This is a genomic window from Bradyrhizobium liaoningense (assembly GCF_018130955.1).
In the GTDB taxonomy this organism is placed as follows: Bacteria; Pseudomonadota; Alphaproteobacteria; order Rhizobiales; family Xanthobacteraceae; genus Bradyrhizobium; species Bradyrhizobium liaoningense_C.
On the sequence record NZ_JAFCJM010000101.1, the window covers coordinates 1 to 19042 of the forward strand.

18 protein-coding genes are annotated in these 19042 nt (G+C 65.0%); 14 read left to right on the forward strand and 4 right to left on the reverse strand.

What is annotated here, in order from left to right; translation table 11 throughout:
* Positions 1-191: 191 nt before the first annotated feature.
* From JQ632_RS37485 to JQ632_RS37495, 3 genes are all read right to left on the reverse strand, one after another.
* A complete protein-coding gene (locus JQ632_RS37485) occupies positions 192-1604 on the reverse strand; it encodes a M20/M25/M40 family metallo-hydrolase (RefSeq protein ID WP_212407741.1) in 1413 nt (470 codons plus the stop codon).
* Between the two features lie 21 nt (positions 1605-1625).
* The gene (locus JQ632_RS37490) at positions 1626-2933 is read right to left on the reverse strand and encodes a glycosyltransferase family 87 protein (RefSeq protein ID WP_409363538.1); all 1308 of its coding nucleotides are present in this window, start codon (positions 2931-2933) and stop codon (positions 1626-1628) included.
* A 61-nt stretch (positions 2934-2994) separates the two neighbouring features.
* Positions 2995-4620, reverse strand: a complete 1626-nt coding sequence (locus tag JQ632_RS37495; protein ID WP_212407742.1) for a helicase HerA-like domain-containing protein — start codon at positions 4618-4620, stop codon at positions 2995-2997.
* 339 nt (positions 4621-4959) lie between these two features.
* On the opposite strand from JQ632_RS37495, the gene JQ632_RS37500 reads away from it, so the two are divergent.
* The 9 genes from JQ632_RS37500 to JQ632_RS37540 all read left to right on the forward strand — a co-directional run bounded on the left by JQ632_RS37500 (position 4960) and on the right by JQ632_RS37540 (position 13431).
* Positions 4960-5325, forward strand: coding sequence for a DUF2267 domain-containing protein (locus JQ632_RS37500; protein ID WP_212407743.1), 366 nt, complete (start codon positions 4960-4962; stop codon positions 5323-5325).
* Between the two features lie 23 nt (positions 5326-5348).
* The gene (locus JQ632_RS37505; RefSeq protein WP_212407744.1) at positions 5349-5756 is read left to right on the forward strand and encodes a DUF4332 domain-containing protein; all 408 of its coding nucleotides are present in this window, start codon (positions 5349-5351) and stop codon (positions 5754-5756) included.
* A 226-nt stretch (positions 5757-5982) separates the two neighbouring features.
* A complete protein-coding gene (gene folP, locus JQ632_RS37510; protein WP_212407745.1) occupies positions 5983-6843 on the forward strand; it encodes a dihydropteroate synthase in 861 nt (286 codons plus the stop codon).
* Positions 6840-7217 carry a dihydroneopterin aldolase gene (folB, locus tag JQ632_RS37515; RefSeq protein WP_212407746.1) on the forward strand — a complete coding sequence of 126 codons (378 nt, stop codon included), beginning with the start codon at positions 6840-6842 and terminating at the stop codon, positions 7215-7217. The genes folP and folB overlap by 4 nt, the downstream gene beginning before the upstream one ends.
* A 3-nt stretch (positions 7218-7220) precedes the next feature.
* Positions 7221-7712: a 2-amino-4-hydroxy-6-hydroxymethyldihydropteridine diphosphokinase gene (gene folK / locus JQ632_RS37520; RefSeq protein ID WP_212407747.1), complete on the forward strand. Its 492-nt coding sequence runs from the start codon at positions 7221-7223 to the stop codon at positions 7710-7712.
* A 183-nt stretch (positions 7713-7895) separates the two neighbouring features.
* Positions 7896-9767 (forward strand): methylmalonyl-CoA mutase family protein, encoded by a 1872-nt coding sequence (locus tag JQ632_RS37525; RefSeq protein WP_212407748.1) that lies wholly within the window; start codon positions 7896-7898, stop codon positions 9765-9767.
* On the forward strand, positions 9764-10228 hold the full coding sequence (locus JQ632_RS37530; RefSeq protein ID WP_212407749.1) for a GFA family protein: 465 nt from the start codon (positions 9764-9766) through the stop codon (positions 10226-10228). Before JQ632_RS37525 ends, JQ632_RS37530 begins: the two co-directional genes overlap by 4 nt.
* A gap of 35 nt (positions 10229-10263) precedes the next feature.
* Complete coding sequence (scpA, locus tag JQ632_RS37535; RefSeq protein ID WP_212407750.1) at positions 10264-12420, forward strand: methylmalonyl-CoA mutase; 2157 nt, start codon at positions 10264-10266, stop codon at positions 12418-12420.
* A 267-nt stretch (positions 12421-12687) separates the two neighbouring features.
* Positions 12688-13431, forward strand: a complete 744-nt coding sequence (locus JQ632_RS37540; protein ID WP_409363539.1) for an RsiV family protein — start codon at positions 12688-12690, stop codon at positions 13429-13431.
* Between the two features lie 7 nt (positions 13432-13438).
* Here JQ632_RS37540 and JQ632_RS37545 read toward each other — a convergent pair whose 3' ends face one another.
* Positions 13439-13924 carry an SRPBCC family protein gene (locus JQ632_RS37545; protein WP_212407752.1) on the reverse strand — a complete coding sequence of 162 codons (486 nt, stop codon included), beginning with the start codon at positions 13922-13924 and terminating at the stop codon, positions 13439-13441.
* 210 nt (positions 13925-14134) lie between these two features.
* Between JQ632_RS37545 and JQ632_RS37550 the strand changes: the two genes are divergently transcribed.
* The 5 genes from JQ632_RS37550 to JQ632_RS37570 are packed head-to-tail and all read left to right on the forward strand — an operon-like array spanning position 14135 to position 18853.
* The gene (locus JQ632_RS37550; protein ID WP_212407753.1) at positions 14135-15127 is read left to right on the forward strand and encodes a tripartite tricarboxylate transporter substrate binding protein; all 993 of its coding nucleotides are present in this window, start codon (positions 14135-14137) and stop codon (positions 15125-15127) included.
* Positions 15128-15155: 28 nt separating this feature from the next.
* On the forward strand, positions 15156-15644 hold the full coding sequence (locus tag JQ632_RS37555) for a tripartite tricarboxylate transporter TctB family protein (RefSeq protein WP_212407754.1): 489 nt from the start codon (positions 15156-15158) through the stop codon (positions 15642-15644).
* A gap of 3 nt (positions 15645-15647) precedes the next feature.
* Complete coding sequence (locus JQ632_RS37560; protein ID WP_212407755.1) at positions 15648-17162, forward strand: tripartite tricarboxylate transporter permease; 1515 nt, start codon at positions 15648-15650, stop codon at positions 17160-17162.
* Positions 17163-17210: 48 nt separating this feature from the next.
* Positions 17211-18200, forward strand: a complete 990-nt coding sequence (gene meaB / locus JQ632_RS37565; protein ID WP_212407756.1) for a methylmalonyl Co-A mutase-associated GTPase MeaB — start codon at positions 17211-17213, stop codon at positions 18198-18200.
* Entirely contained in the window at positions 18197-18853 is a 657-nt protein-coding gene (locus JQ632_RS37570) for a pyroglutamyl-peptidase I (RefSeq protein WP_212407757.1), read from the forward strand. The genes meaB and JQ632_RS37570 overlap by 4 nt, the downstream gene beginning before the upstream one ends.
* The last annotated feature ends 189 nt before the right edge of the window (positions 18854-19042 follow it).

Here is a 19042-nt window from a genome sequence, read left to right on the forward strand (position 1 = left end):
CCGCGGGTTGCTGCCGCGGCAGGCCATTCCTCACGGAACACGCCGACAATATCTGATTGCGCTATTACAAGGGTGGGTTAGCGAAGCGTAACCCACCACGCTTCAGCGCATGCGGAACGAAGTTGGTGGGTTACGCCTGGCGGACGACGCTTCGCGCAGCCGCGAGGCTAACCCACCCTACGCAGCGCGCGTCACTTCACCTCCGCGAGCGCCGCGAGGATGCGCGCCCAGGAGCGGATGCCCTTCTGGAAGCTCTTCAGATCGTACTTCTCGTTCGGCGAGTGGATGTTGTCGTCATCGAGCCCGAAGCCGACCAGCAGCGAGTCCAGCCCGAGCGTGCGCTTGAAGTCGGCGACGATCGGGATCGAGGCGCCCGACCCCATCAGCACCGTCTCCTTGCCCCACTCCTCCGTCAGCGCCTGCTTGGCGGCGGCGAGCGGCTTCATGTTCCAGTCGAGCGCGATCGCGGGCGCTGCCGAATGATCGCCGAACTCGACCGAGCAGTCGGCCGGGATCCGCGCCGACACATAGTCGCGGAAGGCCTTGCGGATCTTGAGGGGGTCCTGCCCCTCGACGAGGCGGAACGAGACCTTGGCTGAAGCGACCGACGGGATCACCGTCTTGGAGCCCTCGCCGATATAGCCGCTCCAGATGCCGTTGACGTCGCAGGTCGGACGCGAGGAGGCCTGCTCGATGAGCAGCCGCCCCTTCTCGCCCGCGGGGATCGACAACCCGATCGGCTTGAGGAAGAAATCCGGCGTCAGATTGAGCTTCTTCCACTGCTCCAGAATATCCGGCGGCAGGTCCTTCACGCCGTCATAGAAGCCCGGGATCGTGATGCGGTTGTCGTCGTCGAACAGGCCGCCGAGAATCTTGGTCAGCACCCGGATCGGGTTCATCGCGGCGCCGCCGAACACGCCGGAATGCAGGTCGCGATTGGCGGCGGTGATCTTCACCTCTTCATAGAGCAGGCCGCGCAGCGACGTCGTGATCGCCGGCGTGTTGCGGTCCCACATGCCGGTGTCGCAGACCAGCACGTAGTCCGCCTTGAACTCGTCCTTGTTGGCTTCGATGAACGGCACGAAATTCTTGGAGCCGACCTCCTCCTCGCCTTCGATCAGGAAGGTGACGTCGATCGGCAGCGAGCCCGTCACCGTTTTCCAGGCGCGGCAGGCCTCGACGAAGGTCATGACCTGCCCCTTGTCGTCCTCCGCCCCGCGCGCGACGATGATCTTGCGGCCGTCGGCGTGATCGGTGACGACGGGCTCGAACGGCGGACGATGCCAGAGATTGAGCGGATCGACCGGCTGGACGTCATAATGGCCGTAGAACAGCACATGCGGCCGCCCGCCGCCCTTGCCGTTGCTCTTGTCATTGCTCTTGCCGACGACGGCGGGATGACCGGCGGTCGGTCTCACTTCCGTCGCGACGCCGAGGCTTGCGATATCGCGCGCGAGATGATCGGCCGCCGCCTTGCAATCCGCGGCGAAGGCCGGCTCGGCCGAGATCGACTTGATCCGCAACAAGGCGAACAGACGCTCCAGGCTGTTGTCGAAATCCTTGTCGATATGGTCGAGCACGGACTGAAGCTGCGCGTTGGACATCGTGGTCTTCCTGACGTGGTTCTATGCTGCGGGTTTTAGCTCCGCTGCGGCGTCCGGACTAGCCGCAACTGAGGGATGCCTGATGTGCCAGACCAGCGCACCGGCAAGTACTGTGGTCGCCGCGAGATTGTTGCCCCAGGCCTGGAGGACCAGTGGGAACGGAGGCAGCGCAAGCAGCATCAAGATGCCGGCGACTGCAAGGGCGATCCAGGTTCCCAGCCGGACATTCGGCCTGGGGTCATACGCGGCGCGATGGATCAGCACCGTGATCGGGAAGAACAGCCACATGAAGTAATATTGCCGCGCCAGGGGCGAGGCCACCGTCATCAGGCAGAACAAAATGCCCAGTTCGTCGGCATCCGACCGCGGCGTGCGCCGCGCTTGCCGCGGCATCACCGCGAGGAAGCCGAGGCCGAGTGCCGCAGACACCGCGAGCACGATCCAGTTCGCGGTCCTGTAGTCGACGTCGATGAGATTCATCGTGCGTGGCGGCTTGTCGGGCTCGTCCTGATTCCAGTTGACCCGGCGGACCAGCCGGTGAGTCACCGAGATGATGGACTGGTTGACCCACGACCAGTTCTGCTCGTCGCGCTGACCAAAGCCCTTTTCCGAACTCGTGCCGACCATGCCCTGATACCAGGTCTTCATCTCAGCGACGTTACGCTCGAAGCCCCGGATCGGCGCCGGAACGACAAACAGCAAAATGCCTGTGAAGGCGACCATGCTTACGACCGCCGACCATTGCCGCCGCCAGATCAGATAGGGCAGCACCGCCACGGGAAACACCTTGATCGCGGTCGCAAGTGCGAACATGAAGCCGGCAAGCCAAGGTCCCTGCCAACCACGCTGCTGCTGAAGGCTCCAGAAGCCGTAGAGCATCATCGCCAGCAGGACGAGGTTGGGCTGGCCGAGGTCGAACATGTCGAACACGAAGGTCACGGTGACAAAGCCGGGCAGCGCCTCCAGCCACGGGCTCGGCCTTTGTCCCGATCCCGTCATCGCATGCGAAAGCTGCGCCGTGTACCACCACGCCACCGCATTCAGGATCGAGAGCACGAGATAGAGCGGGATCTTGCCGAACCAGCTCGGGATCGCCAGCAGGACCGCCGGCGGCGGCGGGTAGAGGAAGGGAAACTGCTGGGTGACGTCGGCGGGATAGAGATTGCCGCCATGCAGCACCTGCTGCCCGGCCCAGTACCAGAGCGCGTAATCCTTGGTCTTGCCGTTCTGGCCGAAGAGCTCGGGGCCGAGTACGTCGGCCGTCAGGATCAGACAGCAGAGAAGGAAGAGAATGTCGAGCGGCCGGCGCAGCGAGGGGGAACGAAGCACGCCGGCAATTTCCGAAGATGGTGATGAGATCACGGGATCGATCAGTCCGTCGAGTTAGTCACTAGCGCCGCAATAGCCCGCCGAGCGCGCCGCGGACCAGGGTTCGGCCGATCGAGCCGCCGAGCTGACCGCCGACCGACTTGCCGATATTGGCCGCCATCCCGCCGATCACCTGGTTGGTGACCGATCGCGTCACGTCGCGTGCGATGACCTGGCCGGTCGACAAGCGACCGCGCTTGACGTTGGTGCCGAAGATGGTGCCGACGATCGAGCCGATCTGGCCGAGAATGCCGCCACCACCGCCGGCGGCGGCGCCTGCGCCCGCCGTTGCCGCGGTGCCTGCGATGCGCTTCTGGATCATCTCATAGGCGGACTCGGCATCGACGGCGGTGTCATATTTGCCCTTCACCGGGCTCGCATCCATGATCGCCTTGCGCTCCTCCGGCGTGATCGCCCCGATACGACCTGTCGGCGGACGGATCATCACGCGCTCGACCATGGACGGCGTGCCGTTGCCTTCGAGGAAGGACACCAGCGCTTCACCCTTGCCGAGCTCCGTGATCACCCTGGCGGTGTCGAGCTTGGGATTGGGCCGGAAGGTTTGGGCGGCGGCAGCGACTGCCTTTTGATCACGGGGCGTGAAAGCGCGCAGCGCGTGCTGCACGCGGTTGCCCAACTGGCCGAGCACGCGATCCGGCACGTCGATCGGGTTCTGTGTGACGAAGTAGACGCCGACGCCCTTGGAGCGGATCAGGCGCACCACCTGCTCGATCTTGTCCATCAGCGCCTTAGGCGCGTCGTTGAACAACAGATGCGCCTCGTCGAAGAAGAACACGAGCTTTGGCTTCGGCAGGTCGCCGGCCTCGGGCAGCTCCTCGAACAGCTCTGACAGCATCCAGAGCAGGAATGTCGCGTAAAGCCGTGGACTCTGGAGCAGCTTGTCGGCCACGAGGATGTTGACCAAGCCACGGCCGTCGCGGTCGTTCTTCATGAAATCCTTCAGTGAGAGCGCCGGCTCGCCAAAGAATTTTGTGGCGCCCTGGTTCTCCAGCACCAGGAGCTGGCGCTGGATCGTGCCTACAGTCGCCTTGGTGACGTTGCCAAAACCCTGCGCCTCCTTCTTGATGTTCGCCAGCGGACTTTCCTCGGCCTCCGTGCTCTTCTTGCCGGCATCCGGCACGATCGCATCCAGCAATGCGCGCAGATCCTTCATATCGATGAGGGTCAGGCCGTTGTCGTCTGCGACACGGAAGGCCACGTTGAGGACGCCCTCCTGCACGTCGTTCAGATCCAGCATCCGTGACAACAGAAGCGGCCCCATCTCCGTGACGGTCGCCCGCACCGGGTGTCCCTGTTCGCCGAACACGTCCCAAAACACCGTCGAAAACTGATCCGGCTGGAACGCCAGTCCCATGTCGGACGCGCGCTTGACGATGAAATCCTTGGCCTCACCCACCTGCGAGATGCCGGAGAGGTCGCCCTTGATGTCGGCTGCGAAGACAGGAACACCGGCGCGCGCAAATCCTTCCGCCATCACCTGCAACGTCACCGTCTTACCGGTTCCGGTGGCGCCGGTAACCAGACCATGACGGTTGGCGAGCGCAAGCGTGAGCCAGGCAAGCTCCTCTCCCTTCCCGACGAAGATCTTGTCGTCGGTATCGCCGAGCTTGGTGTTGGGTGTCGCCATAACTGTCCGCCCTGTCGTCTGAATCAAGTACCGGTTCCGCAATTTAACGTATGTTTTGAGCCGATTGAAACAGAACAACGCGTCCCGGACGGCGTTGCGCATGCGACATTATCGGATATCAAGCGCACCACATTCGCCGAAAGTCGGAATGGAAGTTCGCAGCGCGGCAAAATTTTGCGGGATTCGATCTCCGCCCTTGCATCGCTGCAACACTTTTCGTGCGTTTGCAGATGAATCGCCCCTTCGCATGCGTTCATAGCTTGTAATTCAGACCACACAGGCTCAAGATTGTTTTTCAGAAGCAATACTCCGGTATCCAACCGGTCGGGGGCAGGCAATATGGACGAGCTGATCGGGCGGCTGGCGTCAAACGCCGGCATCGATAGTGCTGTCGCTGAAAAGACAGTCGGCATCATCCTGGGTTTCCTTCGCAATGAAGGTCCCTCCGATAGCGTCCAGGCCCTGATCGACCACATTCCCGGTGCCGAGGCTGCGATTGCGGCGACGCAAGGCGGCGGCGGCCTGTCCCGGCTGATGGGTGGCGGCCTGATGGCAGTCGGTACCCGGCTGATGGGCCTTGGTCTGGGTATGTCCGACATCCAGAAAATCGCCCGTGAACTTTTCCGCTTCGGCCGCGACAAAATCGGAGCGGATCAGATGGGCAAGATCATTGCGGGGACGCCGGGCCTCAGCCAGTTCGCCTGAGGCGCGCATTCACATCGAGCATCATGACATATCCCATCTCAGATATTGAGGGCCTGTCGGTCTTCGCTGCCAGCAAGTTGAAAACGCTGGGCATCCGCACCACCGACGCGCTGCTGGAAGCCGCCCGCACCGTGAAGGGCCGCAAGGCGCTTTCTGCCAAGACCGGGATCAGCGAGCAGCAGCTCCTGGAATGGGCCAACGTCTCCGACTACATGCGCATTCCCGGCATGGGCAAGGCCAAGATCGGCCTGGTGCGCGCCGCCGGCGTCACCACCGTGCGCGAGCTCGCCTACCGCAACCCCGCCCGCCTCGCCCAGAACATGCGCGACGTGAACGAGAAGAAGAAGCTCGTCCAACTGCTGCCGTCGGAGAAGTCGGTCGGCGACCTCATCGCCAAGGCGCGCAAGCTGCCGCCGAAGATCACGTATTGATATTCGTTCCGTCATCCTGAGGTGCGAGAGCAGCGGCGCGGTTGCGCCGCTGCTTGAGCCTCGAAGGATGAACGGCCAAGATGCAGTAGCGGGGCCGTTCATCCTTCGAGGCCTCCGCTACGCTCCGGCACCTCCAGCGACAACGGCTTCGCCGTTGCGCGGGGATGACGGAGCTGGTGCCCCTTCCCGTCTTGACACCACCTTCCCGACCGCGCAAAGCGACCGCATGATCGCCTTGCCCTCACAGCCCCTCGCGCCGACCGATCGGACCGGACATGCGGCGCTGCGGGCGCTGCTGGAGCGGCCTGTTCCGGCCGTGATGGGCGTGCTCAACATCACCCCGGACTCCTTCTCCGACGGCGGGCAGTTCATCGCCCCCGAACAGGCGCTGGTCCGGGCGCGGGCGATGATCACCGATGGCGTTGACATCATCGACATCGGCGCCGAGTCCACGCGGCCCTACAAGGGGGCCCAGCCCGTCATGGCGGACGAGGAGCTTGCGCGGCTCAGGCCCGTGCTGGCGGATGTGGTGGCGCTCGGCGTGCCGGTCTCGATCGACAGCATGAAGTCGGAGGTCGTGGCCTGGGCGCTGGATCAGGGCGCGGCGATCGCCAACGACGTCTGGGGCCTGCAGCGCGACGCCGGCATGGCCGCGCTCGTCGCCGCGCGCAACGTGCCCGTCGTCGTCATGCACAACCGCGACAGCGTCGATCCCTCACTCGACATCGTCAAGGACATGGCCGCCTTCTTTCAGCGTTCGCTCGACATCGCGACCAAGGCGGGCATAGCGCGCGACAGCATCGTGCTCGATCCCGGCATCGGCTTCGGCAAGACACCGGAGCAGAGCATGACTGCACTGGCGCGGCTCGACGAACTCGGCAGCTTCGGCCTGCCGATCCTGGTCGGCGCCTCGCGCAAGCGCTTCATCGCGTCGGTCTCGCCGTCCGAGCCTCAGGACCGACTCGGCGGCTCGATCGCCGCCCATGTCATTGCCGCGCAACGCGGCGCGCGGATCATCCGGACCCATGACGTCGCCGCGACACTGCAAGCGCTGCGCGTGACGGAAGCCATCGAGAGCAAGAGATGACGGACACGATTTTCATCACGGGACTGTCGATCCACGCCCGCCATGGCGTGCTCGAGCACGAGACCGAGGTCGGCCAGCGCTTCGTGCTCGATCTCGAGCTCTACACCGATCTGTCCGAGTCCTCCCGCACCGATCGGCTGGCCGACACCGTCTCCTATTCCGAGGTGGTCGCAACCACGACGGCGGCGTTCAAGAACACGAACTACAAGCTCCTGGAGCGCGCGGCCGGCGCGGTCGCCGACGCCATCCTGTCGCACTTCCCGCGCGTCCGCGCCGTCAAGATCACCGTGCACAAGCCGCATGCGCCGATCGCCGCCATCTTCGACGATGTCGGCATCATGCTGACGCGCTCGCGGCATCCAACCCACGGCTAGACGATGGCCAGCGCGATCGTCGCACTCGGCGGCAATGTCGGCGACGTCCGCGCGACCTTCAAAAAGGCGATCGCCCATATCTGCGGCATGGCGCAAGCCGCGCTGGTCGCGCGCTCCTCGGACTATACGACGCCACCCTGGGGCGATGAGGACCAGAATCCCTTCATCAACGCCTGCATCGAGATCGAGACCAGCCTGGACCCGCACGCTCTTCTGTTCGTGACGCAGAAGGTCGAGCAGAAGTTCGGGCGCATCAGGGCCAAGGAGCGACGCTGGGGACCGCGCACGCTCGACCTCGACCTGATCGCCTATGACGACGTCTCGCTGAAGACGCCGGACCTGACGTTGCCGCACCCGCATTTGTTCGAGCGTGCCTTCGTGCTGGTGCCGCTCGCCGAGATCGCGCCCGATCGCATGATCGGCGGCCGCAGGGTGCGCGACGCCCTGGCTAGCGTCTCAGCGCAAGGAATTGAGCGGCTGCCTGATACCGATTAGAGCGTTTTCCAGCGAAGTGGACACCGGTTCGCTTCGAGAAAACGCGTCAAAACAAGAACCCAGAGCTTCCGATCCGATCGGAACGGATGTTCTGGGCCAAAACAACCGTTTGCAGGGGCGGCTGCCCGTGGCATTTTCCGGCCCAACAACAAGACCGCGCACTTTCAGGGAGCCCCCTGCCGAATGACCTCTGTGACTGACGACCTGCCGCTGGCGGCCGACTTTCCAAAAGCTGACTACGAGGACTGGCGCAAGCTGGTCGATGGCGTGCTCAAGGGCGCGCCGTTCGAAAAGCTCGTCGGCAAGACCTATGACGGCCTCAAGATCGATCCGCTCTATCCGCGCGCCAAGGATGTTTCGCCGGTGCCGGGACGGGCCGCGGCGGCGCCCTGGCAGATCGTGCAGCGGATCGACCATCCCGATGCGACGCAGGCGAACGCGCAGGCGCTCACGGATCTTGAGAATGGTGCGACCGGGCTGTCGCTGGTCTTTGCCGGCGGCAATGGCGCGCACGGTTTCGGCCTGGAACCGACCGCGGACGCGGTCGCGAAGGTGTTGAAGGACATTCACCTCGATGCCGGCATCGGCATCGAGCTTCAGGTCGGCCCGCAGTCGCGGATGGCCGCGATTCATGTCGCCGAATATGTGAAGACTGGAGGCCTCGACCCTGCCGCCTGCAACATCCGCTTCGGTCTCGATCCATTGGCCGCCGGCGCAGTGTGGGGTCATAGCCCCTACACCTGGGAGGAGATTGCACCTGCCGTGACGGGCGCAATCAAGGGGCTCGCCGCACTCGGCTTCAGGGGACCGTTCGCCTCGGCCGATGGTCGCGTGATCCACGATGCCGGCGGATCGGAGGCGCAGGAGCTCGCCTTTGTGCTCGCCTGCGGCATCGCCTATCTGCGTGCGATCGAAGGCGCCGGCGTCCCGCTCGAGCAGGCGCAGGGCATGGTCTATGCGCGGCTCGCGGCCGATGCCGACCAGTTTTTGACCATGGCAAAGTTCCGCGCGCTGCGCCTGTTGTGGGCGCGCATCGAGACGGCATGCGGCTTGACGCCAACGCCGCTGTTCATCGCCGCCGACACCGCCTGGCGCATGCTGACCCGGCGCGACCCTTACGTGAACATGCTGCGCGCAACCATGGCGACGTTCGCCGCAGGCCTCGCCGGCGCCAACGCGATCACCGTGCTGCCGCACACGCTTGCGCTTGGGCTACCCGATCCCTTCGCGCGGCGCGTGGCACGCAACACGCAGCTTCTGTTGCTCGAAGAGAGCAATCTTGCAAAGGTCAGCGATCCCGCAGCAGGCGCAGGCGGCATCGAGGCGCTGACGTCGGAGCTGTGCAATGCGGCCTGGGCGCTGTTTCAGGAGCTGGAGAAAGCCGGCGGCATTTTTGCAAGCCTCCAGCAGGGCCTGATCCAGGGCAAGGTATTGGCCACGCGTAAGGCGCGCGAAGCCAACATCGCAAAACGCCGCGACGTGCTGACCGGCGCGAGCGAGTTTCCCAATCTGCATGAGAGCGAAGCGTCGGTGCTGTCAGCGACGCCGATCGTGCTTCCGCCCTATGGCGAGCCAAAATTCAAGTTCGATGCGCTCCCGCCGATGCGCCTTGCCGAGCCGTTCGAGGCCTTGCGCGACAAGTCGGACGCGGCATTGAAATCGCGCGGCGCGCGGCCAAGAGTGTTTTTGGCCAATCTCGGCACGCCCGCCGATTTCACGGCGCGGGCAACCTTTGCGAAGAGCTTCTTCGGGGCCGGCGGCATCGAGGCCGTCGACAGCGCTGGATTTGCCGATCCGACGGCGCTTGCGGCCGCCTTCAAGGCTTCCGGTGCCGAGCTCGCCTGCCTCTGTTCCAGCGACAAGGCCTATGCGGACCGTGCGGAACCTTCCGCCGGGGCCCTGCAAGCGGCCGGCGCAAAACATATCTATCTGGCAGGCAGGCCGGCCGAGGCCGAGGCCGCGCTTCGAGCTGCCGGCGTCACCGGCTTCGTCTTTGCCGGCGGCGATGCGCTGGCAACGCTGCAGGACGCCTATCGACGGATGGAGCAGGCATGACCGACACAGCTAAGACCGTTCTCACCGGCGGGTGCCAATGCGGCGCCGTCCGCTTCGCGATCTCGGCGCCGCCGACCAAGATCAGCATCTGCCATTGCCGCATGTGCCAGAAGGCGACCGGCGCACCCTTCGCCTCATATGCCGATATCGAGCACGCTGACTTCAAGTGGACCAAAGGCAAGCCGGCCGCGTTCCAGTCGTCCTCCATTGCGATGCGCGATTTCTGCGCGGACTGCGGCACGCCGCTGAGCTTCCGCCGCATCGACGGACCGCAGATCGAGATCATGACCGGCACCTTCGATCGCCCGGACCGGATCGTGCCGACGCGGCAGTATGGAACGGAGTCCCGGCTCGGCTGGGTGGTCGGCATTGCCAATCTGCCGAGCCAGACCACGCTGCAGAATTACGGACCGGAGAAGATGGCGACGATCGCCAGCCATCAGCATCCGGATCACGATTAGAATTTTACGCACTGACCTATGATATGGTTGGAACCATGACCCGCATTCCCAACTTCGCCGATGTCGCCTTCGAGCGTGTCGCCGCCACCGCACCGGCAGGCAGTGCAGAGCCGTGGCTCACGCCCGAGGGCATCCCGGTCAAATCCGCCTACGGCGAGGCCGATCTCGCCGGCCTCGATTTCCTCGAGACCTATCCGGGCATCGCGCCTTACCTGCGCGGGCCCTACCCGACCATGTATGTCAACCAGCCCTGGACGGTCAGGCAATACGCCGGCTTCTCCACGGCTGAAGACTCCAACGCCTTCTATCGCCGCAACCTCGCGGCGGGACAAAAAGGTCTCTCGGTCGCCTTCGATCTGGCGACCCATCGCGGCTACGATTCCGATCATCCGCGGGTCGCCGGCGACGTCGGCATGGCCGGTGTGGCCATCGATTCCATCTACGACATGCGCACGCTGTTTGCGGGCATTCCGCTCGACCAGATGAGCGTGTCCATGACCATGAACGGCGCCGTGCTGCCGATCCTCGCGCTGTACGTCGCGGCCGCCGGCGAACAGGGCGTGCCGCCGGAGAAGCTCTCGGGCACCATTCAGAACGACATTCTGAAAGAGTTCATGGTGCGCAACACCTATATCTATCCGCCCGCGCCCTCGATGCGGATCATCTCCGACATCTTCGCCTTCACCTCGCAGCGGATGCCAAAGTACAATTCGATCTCCATCTCCGGCTATCACATGCAGGAGGCCGGCGCGACGCAGGACCTCGAGCTCGCCTATACGCTGGCGGACGGCGTCGAGTACTTGCGCGCAGGTCTTGCCGCCGGACTCGACGTCGATCGCTTCGCGCCGCGGCTGTCGTTCTTCTGGGCGATCGGCATGAACTTTTTCATGGAAGTCGCCAAGATGCGCGCCGCGCGCCTGCTCTGGGCCAAGCTTCTGAAGCCGTTCAACCCCAGGGATCCGCGCTCGCTCTCGCTGCGCACGCATTGCCAGACCTCCGGCTGGTCGCTGACCGCGCAGGACGTGTTCAACAACGTCATGCGCACGACGGTAGAAGCGATGGCGGCGACGCAAGGCCATACCCAGTCGCTGCACACCAACGCACTCGACGAGGCCCTGGCGCTGCCGACCGACTTCTCCGCCCGCATCGCCCGCAACACCCAGCTCTTCCTCCAACAGGAAAGCGGCACCACGCGGATCATCGACCCCTGGGGCGGCTCCTATTATGTCGAGCGCCTGACGCGCGACCTCGCGGCAAAGGCCTGGGGCCACATCCAGGAGGTCGAGGAGCTCGGCGGCATGGCGAAAGCCATCGAGGCCGGCGTGCCAAAGCTGCGTATCGAAGAAGCCTCCGCCAAGACGCAGGCCCGCATCGATGCCGGCCGGCAGGCGGTGATCGGCGTCAACAAGTACAAGCCGTCAGACGAAGTGCCGATCGAGATCTTGAAGGTCGACAACACCAATGTCCGTCGCTTGCAGATCGACAAGCTGGCGCGGCTGAAGAGCGAGCGTAATCAGGCGGACGTCGATGCGGCGCTCGCCGCGCTGACGCGCTCGGCCGGCGAAGGCAACGGCAATCTGCTGGCGCTCGCGATCGACGCGGCGCGGGCGAAGGCCACCGTCGGCGAGATCTCCGACGCGATGGAAAGGGTGTTCGGCCGCCACCGCGCCGAGATCAAGTCCGTTACCGGCGTCTACAAGCGGGAGGCTTCCAGCATGGGCAGCCAGGTGGAAAAGGTTCAGGCGCTGATCGATGCCTTCGAGGAAGCCGAGGGCCGCCGGCCCCGCATCCTGGTCGCCAAGATCGGCCAGGACGGCCACGATCGCGGCCAGAAGGTGATCGCGTCGGCCTTTGCCGATATCGGCTTCGACGTCGACATCGGACCGCTGTTTGCCACCGCCGACGAAGCCGCGCGGCAGGCGGTCGAGAACGACGTCCACATCCTCGGCGTCTCCTCGCTTGCCGCGGCCCACCTCACCGCCGTGCCCGAACTGAAGGCCGCGCTGAAGAAGCAGGACCGCGACGACATCATGATCATCGTCGGCGGTGTGGTGCCGCCGCAGGACTATGACGCGCTTTACAAGTCCGGGGCGGAAGCGATCTTCCCGCCGGGCACGGTGATCGCTGATGCCGCCGAGGAGCTGATCCACAAGCTCAACATTCGCCTCGGGCATAGCGAGGCGGCGGAGTAATCCTGCAAAAGCCACGCCCTCCGGCATGAACCCGGAGGTCCCCAGGCCGCGACCAACGGCGATGAGACCGTGGGCCCAGACGTTTTGCACCCGTTCATCTTGTGGTGTTTATCCCTTGGCAGACTTTTAGCCGCCATCTGTCGCCGCGCGGCCGCGCGATCTTTGGCGGCGCCTGGAAAGAGCGTGAAATTCATGAGCATTGAATTGAGAGACCATCAGGCCGGCCGCACGGTATCGGCCCTGCGCGCGATTGCCATTCTCTCTGCTATGATCGCCCTCGCCTCGCCCGCGAGTGCCGCCGATCCGAAACCCGATGCCATCATCAAGACCCAATCGGTCTCGGCCCGCGTGCTGCTCGATGACCGCGTCAAGTCTGACCCGGCACTGTCGGCCGATTGCCTCGCCGAGGGCAAGAAGTGGATCGAGAAGAACGCGGCTGAGGCCGCCGCCTCGCGCAAGAGCGATCCGCAGTTCTTCAAGGACGGCGGCTGGGAGTTCGAGCGCAAATATTCGGTCCGCTCGATCGTCGGCGATCGCTATGTCAGCGTTCTCCGCGACGACTACATGGACACCCACGCCGCGCACCCCAATTCCGACGTCAACACGATCCTCTGGGACAAGACCGCCGCCAAGCGCATCTCGATCCGCCCGTTCTTCTCCGAGACCAGCGACAACGGCGCGACCATGAAGGCGATGCAGAAGGCGGTCATCGCCTCGCTGAAAGTCGAGAAGAAGAAGCGCGATGCCGGCGACACCGCGACATCAGAGTGGTTCAAGGACGTCCAGCCCAGCCTGCTCAAGATCGGCGCGGTGACGCTCGCGCCCTCGACGGAGGCGGGCAAGAGCTCCGGCCTCACCTTCCACTATCCGCCCTACGCGGTCGGCCCCTATGCCGAAGGCCAGTACGTCGCCTTCGTGCCATGGGAAGCGCTCAAGCCGTACCTCTCGCCGGAGGGCGCGCGCATTTTCGGCGGCGCGCGACCGAAGGGCGACGAGGACAGCGGACAGTGAGAGGCTGCTAGCCGGGACGTGCACGCGCCAGTGTCCGCGCGAGCGAGTCCGTCCAGGCAGGAATCCACGCGCCAAACAAGGCCTGCCAGCGATCGGCGTCCGCAGGCTCGGTATCGAGCGCGACCGACCATTCGATGAGGGTGCGGTCGCCTTCGACGATCGGGCGCAGATGCATGGTGCCCTGATAACGCGTCGGCGACGGCACCTGGCTCGAGCCATCCTGCGGGTACGGCAGCGCTTCGAGACCGGCATAGGTCAAGATGTGCTGGCGGTCCGAGTGATCGACCAGGCGCTGGCGGATCCAGTTGCCGAGATAGCAGAAACGCCTGATAGCGCCGACTTCGTCACCGCGCTTGTCGTCCTCGATCACGCTCTCGCTCACCCCGTCGATGTAAGCGGGGTAGTTGTTGAAGTCGCGGATCAGCGACCAGACAGTGTTGAGCGGATGGTCCAGCACGGCGCTGTAATAGGCTTGATGGTTGGCTTGGGTCATTGGAGGTTTACCCTTGGCTTTGCTCCCACGCCCTCCATTGATCGCGATCCGCGCGGGCAAAACCCACCCGATTTCCGACTGCTCATTGGCCGGTTTCGTCCCACGCATCGATCCCGTTGGTAGCGCTACCTTGCGGCCGCGGTGCAAAGCTGCCTAAAATGCCGGATCGACAAGAGCGCCCGATGTCACGGCGCCGCTGGGAGGCATAAAATGTCCAAGATCACGCGCCGCACCTTTGCGGCCTCTTCCGTTGCAGCCGCTGCCTCTGCCGCCTTCGGCCTGACCCCGGCGCTGGCGCAGGTCTATCCTGCACGTCCCGTGACCGTGATCGTCCCGTGGGGCGCGGGCGGCGGCACGGATGCCACCGCACGCATCGTCGCCGCCCTCCTTGAGAAGGACCTCGGCCAGCCCTTCAACGTCGTGAACCGCACCGGCGGCTCCGGCGTCGTTGGCCATTCCGCAATCGCGACAGCCGCGCCGGACGGCTACACGATCGGCATGCTCACCGTCGAAATCTCGATGATGCACTGGCAGGGCCTCACCGAGCTGACGCCGAAGAGCTACACGCCGCTCGCGCTGATGAACGAAGATCCCCCGGGCATCCAGGTCTCGTCCACCTCGCCTTACAAGACGGTCAAGGAGTTGGCCGAGGCGATCAAGGCGGCGCCTCCCGGCAAGTTCAAGGCATCGGGCACCGGCCAGGGCGGCATCTGGCATCTCGCACTCGTCGGCTGGATGCAGGCGATGGGGCTGCCGGCCAACCAGGTCGCCTGGGTGCCGTCGAACGGTGCGGCGCCCGCGATGCAAGATCTCGCCGCAGGCGGGCTTGATCTGACGACGTGCTCGGTGCCGGAAGCCCGCGCCATCATCGAGGCCGGCAAGGCCAGGAGCCTCGCCATCATGGCCCCTGCCCGCAACAAGGTCTTCCCTGATGTCCCGACGCTGAAGGAGGCGATGGGGATCAATTATTCGACCGGCGCCTGGCGCGGCATCGGCGCGCCAAAGGGGCTGCCGCCGGAGATCGCCACAAAGCTCACCGCGGCGCTGAAGAAGGTCTACGACTCCACCGAGTTCAAGGAGTTCATGAGCAATCGCGGCTTCGGCACCGTGTGGGGCGACGCCGGCGAGTTCGCCTCCTTCATGGACAAGGGCGACGTCCAGATGGGCGAAGCGATGAAGGCGGCGGGTCTCAGCAAGGCCTGATCGCTTAAGCGCGTTCGAAGGATCCGTCATGCGTCTTCCCGACTCCGTTACGGGATCGTTTCTCGTCGTGCTCGGCGCCGCCGCTGCGTATGGTGGCTGGCGGTTGCCGCCGGTGCCGGGCCAGCCGGTCGGCCCCAACGTCTTCCCGCTCGTGATCGGAACGGGGCTCGCGCTCTGCGGACTCGCGATCGTGTTCGGCATCGGGCATTCCTTCGAGGAGGAAGAGGAGCTCATCCCGGTCGAGGAAGGCCAGGCCAGGGCCGAACCGCCAGGAAGGTTCTACGGCCTGCGCGCGCTGCTGCCGCCTGCGCTGCTGCTGTTCTACGTGATCGCGGCCGACCGGCTCGGCTTCATCATCACGGCAGCGCTGATGGTGCTTGCGACCTCGACCGCGCTCGGCGCGAAGTGGAAGCTGGCGCTGCCGCTCGCGGCGCTCGCGCCGATCGGCATCCACCTGATCTTCGCAAAACTGTTGCGCGTGCCGCTTCCTGTCGGCCTATTGCCGATGCCCTGGTGATCCATGCTCAACACCCTGATCCAGGCGCTCCAGCTCATCTCCACCTGGGAAGTCGTCGTCGCGATGCTGGCGGCGTCCGTCTACGGGCTCGTCATCGGCTCGCTGCCGGGCCTCTCCGCGACGATGGCCACCGCCCTGCTCGTTCCCGTCACCTTCTATCTGTCGCCGATCGCCGCGATCGCGACCATCGTGGCGGCATCCTCGATGGCGATTTTCTCCGGCGACATTCCGGGCGCACTCTTGCGCATTCCCGGCACGCCGGCCTCTGCGGCTTACGCGGACGAGGCCTATGCCATGACGCTGAAGGGCGAGGCCGAGCTCGCACTCGGCGCCGGCGTCTGGTTCTCCGCGGTCGGCGGCATCGCCGGTGTCGTCTCGCTGATGGCGCTGGCGCCGCCGCTTGCCGAGATCGCGCTGTCGTTCTCGACCTTCGAATATTTCTGGCTTGCGCTGCTCGGCTTGATGTGCGCGACGCTGGTGGCGCGCTCCTCGCCGGTGAAGGCGATTGCCGGCATGTTCATCGGACTGCTCGTCTCCTGCATCGGCATCGAAAATCCCGGCGGCGTGCCGCGCTTCACCTTTGGTCTGACTGACCTCCTCGGCGGCATCGAGCCGATCCCGGCGCTGGTCGGCGTCTTCGCGGTCGCGCAAGTCATGCGCGCGATGCTGACCCCCGAGCCGCCGCCGATCCCGCGGCGCAAGTTCGGAAGCATCATGGCCGGCCAATGGACGCTGACGAAAAAATACCACTGGCAGATGACGCGCGGGAACATCATCGGCATCATCATCGGCGTGCTGCCGGGGGCCGGCGCCGACATGGCTGCCTGGGTGAGCTACGCGATGTCGAAGCGGTTTTCCAAGGAGCCGGAAAAATTCGGCACCGGCCATGTCGAGGGCCTGGTCGAGGCCGGCGCCAGCAACAATGCCAGCATTGCCTCCGGCTGGGTGCCGTCGCTGCTGTTCGGCATTCCCGGCGACACCATCGCGGCAATCGCAATCGGCGTGCTCTACATGAAGGGCCTCAATCCCGGGCCGACGCTGTTCACCGAAAAAGCCTCGAGCATGTACGCGATCTACCTGATGTTCATCATCGCGAACATCTTGATGATCCCGCTCGGCATCGCCATGATCCGCATTGCGGCCTATGTGCTGCGCGCGCCGCGTTCCACCGTGATGCCGGTCATCATGCTCTGCTGCGCGGTCGGATCCTTCGCGATCGGCAACAACATGTTCGGCGTCGTCACCGTCGCCGCCTTCGGTGTCATCGGCTATGTGATGGAGGCCAACGGCTATCCCGTCGCCGCCATGGTGCTCGGCATCGTGATGGGCACGATGGTCGAGCAGGCCTTCGTCACCTCGCTGATCAAGTCCGACGGCAGCATCTTGCCGTTCTTCGAGCGGCCGGTCGCCGCCATCCTCGCCGCCATGGCGATCGGCGCCCTGCTCTGGCCGGTGATGGTATGGATCTGGCGCAAGGTGAGGCCGGCGCAGACGGCGTCCACGGCGACAGCGCGCTGACGCGGCCGGGCCCCTCGCCTGCGTCATCAGGCCGTTGTAAAGCAGGGTATGATTCAGAAGAAGGCATCCCTCGACATCAAGGCGGTCGCCAAGGACCTGCGTGCCGGCAGCCGGGCCGCGCTGGCGCGGGCGATCACGCTGGTGGAGAGCCGGCGCGGCGACCACCAGGCCGCCGCACGCGAGCTCGTGCAAATGCTGTTGCCCGACACCGGCAAGGCCGTGCGCGTCGGCATCACCGGTTCACCCGGCGTCGGCAAGTCCACCACCATCGATGCGCTCGGCAGCTATCTCATCGAGCAGGGCCACAAGGTCGCAGTGCTCGCCGTTGATCCCTCCTCGGCGCGCAGCGGCGGCTCCATCCTCGGCGACAAGACGCGGATGGCGCGCCTGGCGGCCTCCGACCACGCCTATATCCGCCCCTCGCCTTCCTCTGGCACGCTCGGCGGCGTCGCCGCCAAGACGCGCGAAGCGATGCTGCTGTGCGAGGCGGCAGGCTTTGACGTTATCCTGGTCGAGACGGTCGGCATCGGCCAGTCCGAAACCGCGGTTTGCGACATGACCGACTTCTTCTTGGCGCTGATGCTGCCGGGCGGCGGCGACGAGCTGCAGGGCATCAAGAAGGGCCTGGTCGAGCTCGCCGACATGATCGCGATCAACAAGGCCGATGGCGACAATCTCAAGCGCGCCAACATCACCGCCGCCGACTATCGCGGCGCGCTCCACATTCTTAGCCCCCGTTCGGAGCACTGGCATCCGCCCGTCGTCACCTACTCGGCGCTGACCGGCAAGGGCATCGCGGAGCTCTGGCAAAAAATCCTCGATCACCGCAAGGCGATGAACGCATCCGGCGATTTTGCCGCGCGGCGTCGCGAGCAACAGGTGAAGTGGATGTGGTCGATGCTGGAGCAACGCATGTTGGCACGGCTGCGCACCGAGGCCTCCGTGCGCGCCCGGGTGAAGAAGATCGAAGCCGACGTCGCCGACGGTCGGGTCACGCCGGCGCTCGCCGCCGAACACATCTTGGAGCTGCTCCAATGAGCACCAAGCTCCGCATCCTCCTCACCGGCTTCGGCCCGTTTCCCGGCGCACCCTATAATCCGACCCAGCCGCTGGTCGCACGGCTGTCGCGATTGCGGCGCCCCGCCTTCGACGATGTTGAGTTTGCAAGCCACATCTTTCCCGTGACCTATGCCGCCGTCGACCGGCAATTGCCCGAGGTGCTGGCAAAGGTGAAGCCCGATGCCTTGCTGATGTTCGGCCTCGCCGCCCGCACGCCTTACCTGCGAATCGAGACCCGCGCGCGCAACGCCGTCACCATGCTCTGGCCCGATGCCGCCAAGACGCGCTCGAGCAAGCGCGGCATCGCCGCCAACGCGGACGCGATGATGTTCGGCCCGCACACAGCAAGACTGCTGCGCGCGGCACGTCTCACCGGCATCGACGTCCGGCCCTCGCGCGATGCCGGCGCCTATCTCTGCAATTATCTGAGCTGGCGTGCGATCGAGAAGGTGAAGGCCGGCGGACCATCACTTGCGGCCTTCATCCACATTCCGTTGCTTGCGCGCGGCCACACGTCGCGGCGCCGGGGAATGCCACGCATCACGCTGGACGAACTGGTCGATGCCGGCGAAGCGATGCTGATGGAGATGGTGCAACTGGCAAGGAAGGGGCGGAACACGCCGGTTTCGTAGTGAATCGTAGGGTGGGTTAGCTTTGCGACTGCGCGAAGCGCAGTTCGCTGAGCGTAACCCGCCTCTTTGCTTTCCGCGTCGAGAGCAGTGGTGGGTTACGCCTTCGGCTAGCTGTGGAATCTCAAGAGGTCGTTCTCCGGGAGGGCGAGGCGGCTGATCGGTGGTTTGGCGTGCAGGCTGCCGTGCGAG

Coding starts and splice junctions, on each gene's coding strand:
- JQ632_RS37500 (WP_212407743.1), top strand. CDS start 4,960: ATGGACGAGCTGATCGGGCGGCTGGCGTCAAACGCCGGCATCGATAGT.
- folB (WP_212407746.1), top strand. CDS start 6,840: ATGACGGACACGATTTTCATCACGGGACTGTCGATCCACGCCCGCCAT.
- JQ632_RS37485 (WP_212407741.1), bottom strand. CDS start 1,604: ATGTCCAACGCGCAGCTTCAGTCCGTGCTCGACCATATCGACAAGGAT.
- scpA (WP_212407750.1), top strand. CDS start 10,264: ATGACCCGCATTCCCAACTTCGCCGATGTCGCCTTCGAGCGTGTCGCC.
- JQ632_RS37555 (WP_212407754.1), top strand. CDS start 15,156: ATGCGTCTTCCCGACTCCGTTACGGGATCGTTTCTCGTCGTGCTCGGC.
- JQ632_RS37560 (WP_212407755.1), top strand. CDS start 15,648: ATGCTCAACACCCTGATCCAGGCGCTCCAGCTCATCTCCACCTGGGAA.
- JQ632_RS37550 (WP_212407753.1), top strand. CDS start 14,135: ATGTCCAAGATCACGCGCCGCACCTTTGCGGCCTCTTCCGTTGCAGCC.
- JQ632_RS37495 (WP_212407742.1), bottom strand. CDS start 4,620: ATGGCGACACCCAACACCAAGCTCGGCGATACCGACGACAAGATCTTC.
- folK (WP_212407747.1), top strand. CDS start 7,221: ATGGCCAGCGCGATCGTCGCACTCGGCGGCAATGTCGGCGACGTCCGC.
- meaB (WP_212407756.1), top strand. CDS start 17,211: ATGATTCAGAAGAAGGCATCCCTCGACATCAAGGCGGTCGCCAAGGAC.
- JQ632_RS37530 (WP_212407749.1), top strand. CDS start 9,764: ATGACCGACACAGCTAAGACCGTTCTCACCGGCGGGTGCCAATGCGGC.
- JQ632_RS37570 (WP_212407757.1), top strand. CDS start 18,197: ATGAGCACCAAGCTCCGCATCCTCCTCACCGGCTTCGGCCCGTTTCCC.
- JQ632_RS37525 (WP_212407748.1), top strand. CDS start 7,896: ATGACCTCTGTGACTGACGACCTGCCGCTGGCGGCCGACTTTCCAAAA.
- folP (WP_212407745.1), top strand. CDS start 5,983: ATGATCGCCTTGCCCTCACAGCCCCTCGCGCCGACCGATCGGACCGGA.
- JQ632_RS37540 (WP_409363539.1), top strand. CDS start 12,688: ATGATCGCCCTCGCCTCGCCCGCGAGTGCCGCCGATCCGAAACCCGAT.
- JQ632_RS37505 (WP_212407744.1), top strand. CDS start 5,349: ATGACATATCCCATCTCAGATATTGAGGGCCTGTCGGTCTTCGCTGCC.
- JQ632_RS37545 (WP_212407752.1), bottom strand. CDS start 13,924: ATGACCCAAGCCAACCATCAAGCCTATTACAGCGCCGTGCTGGACCAT.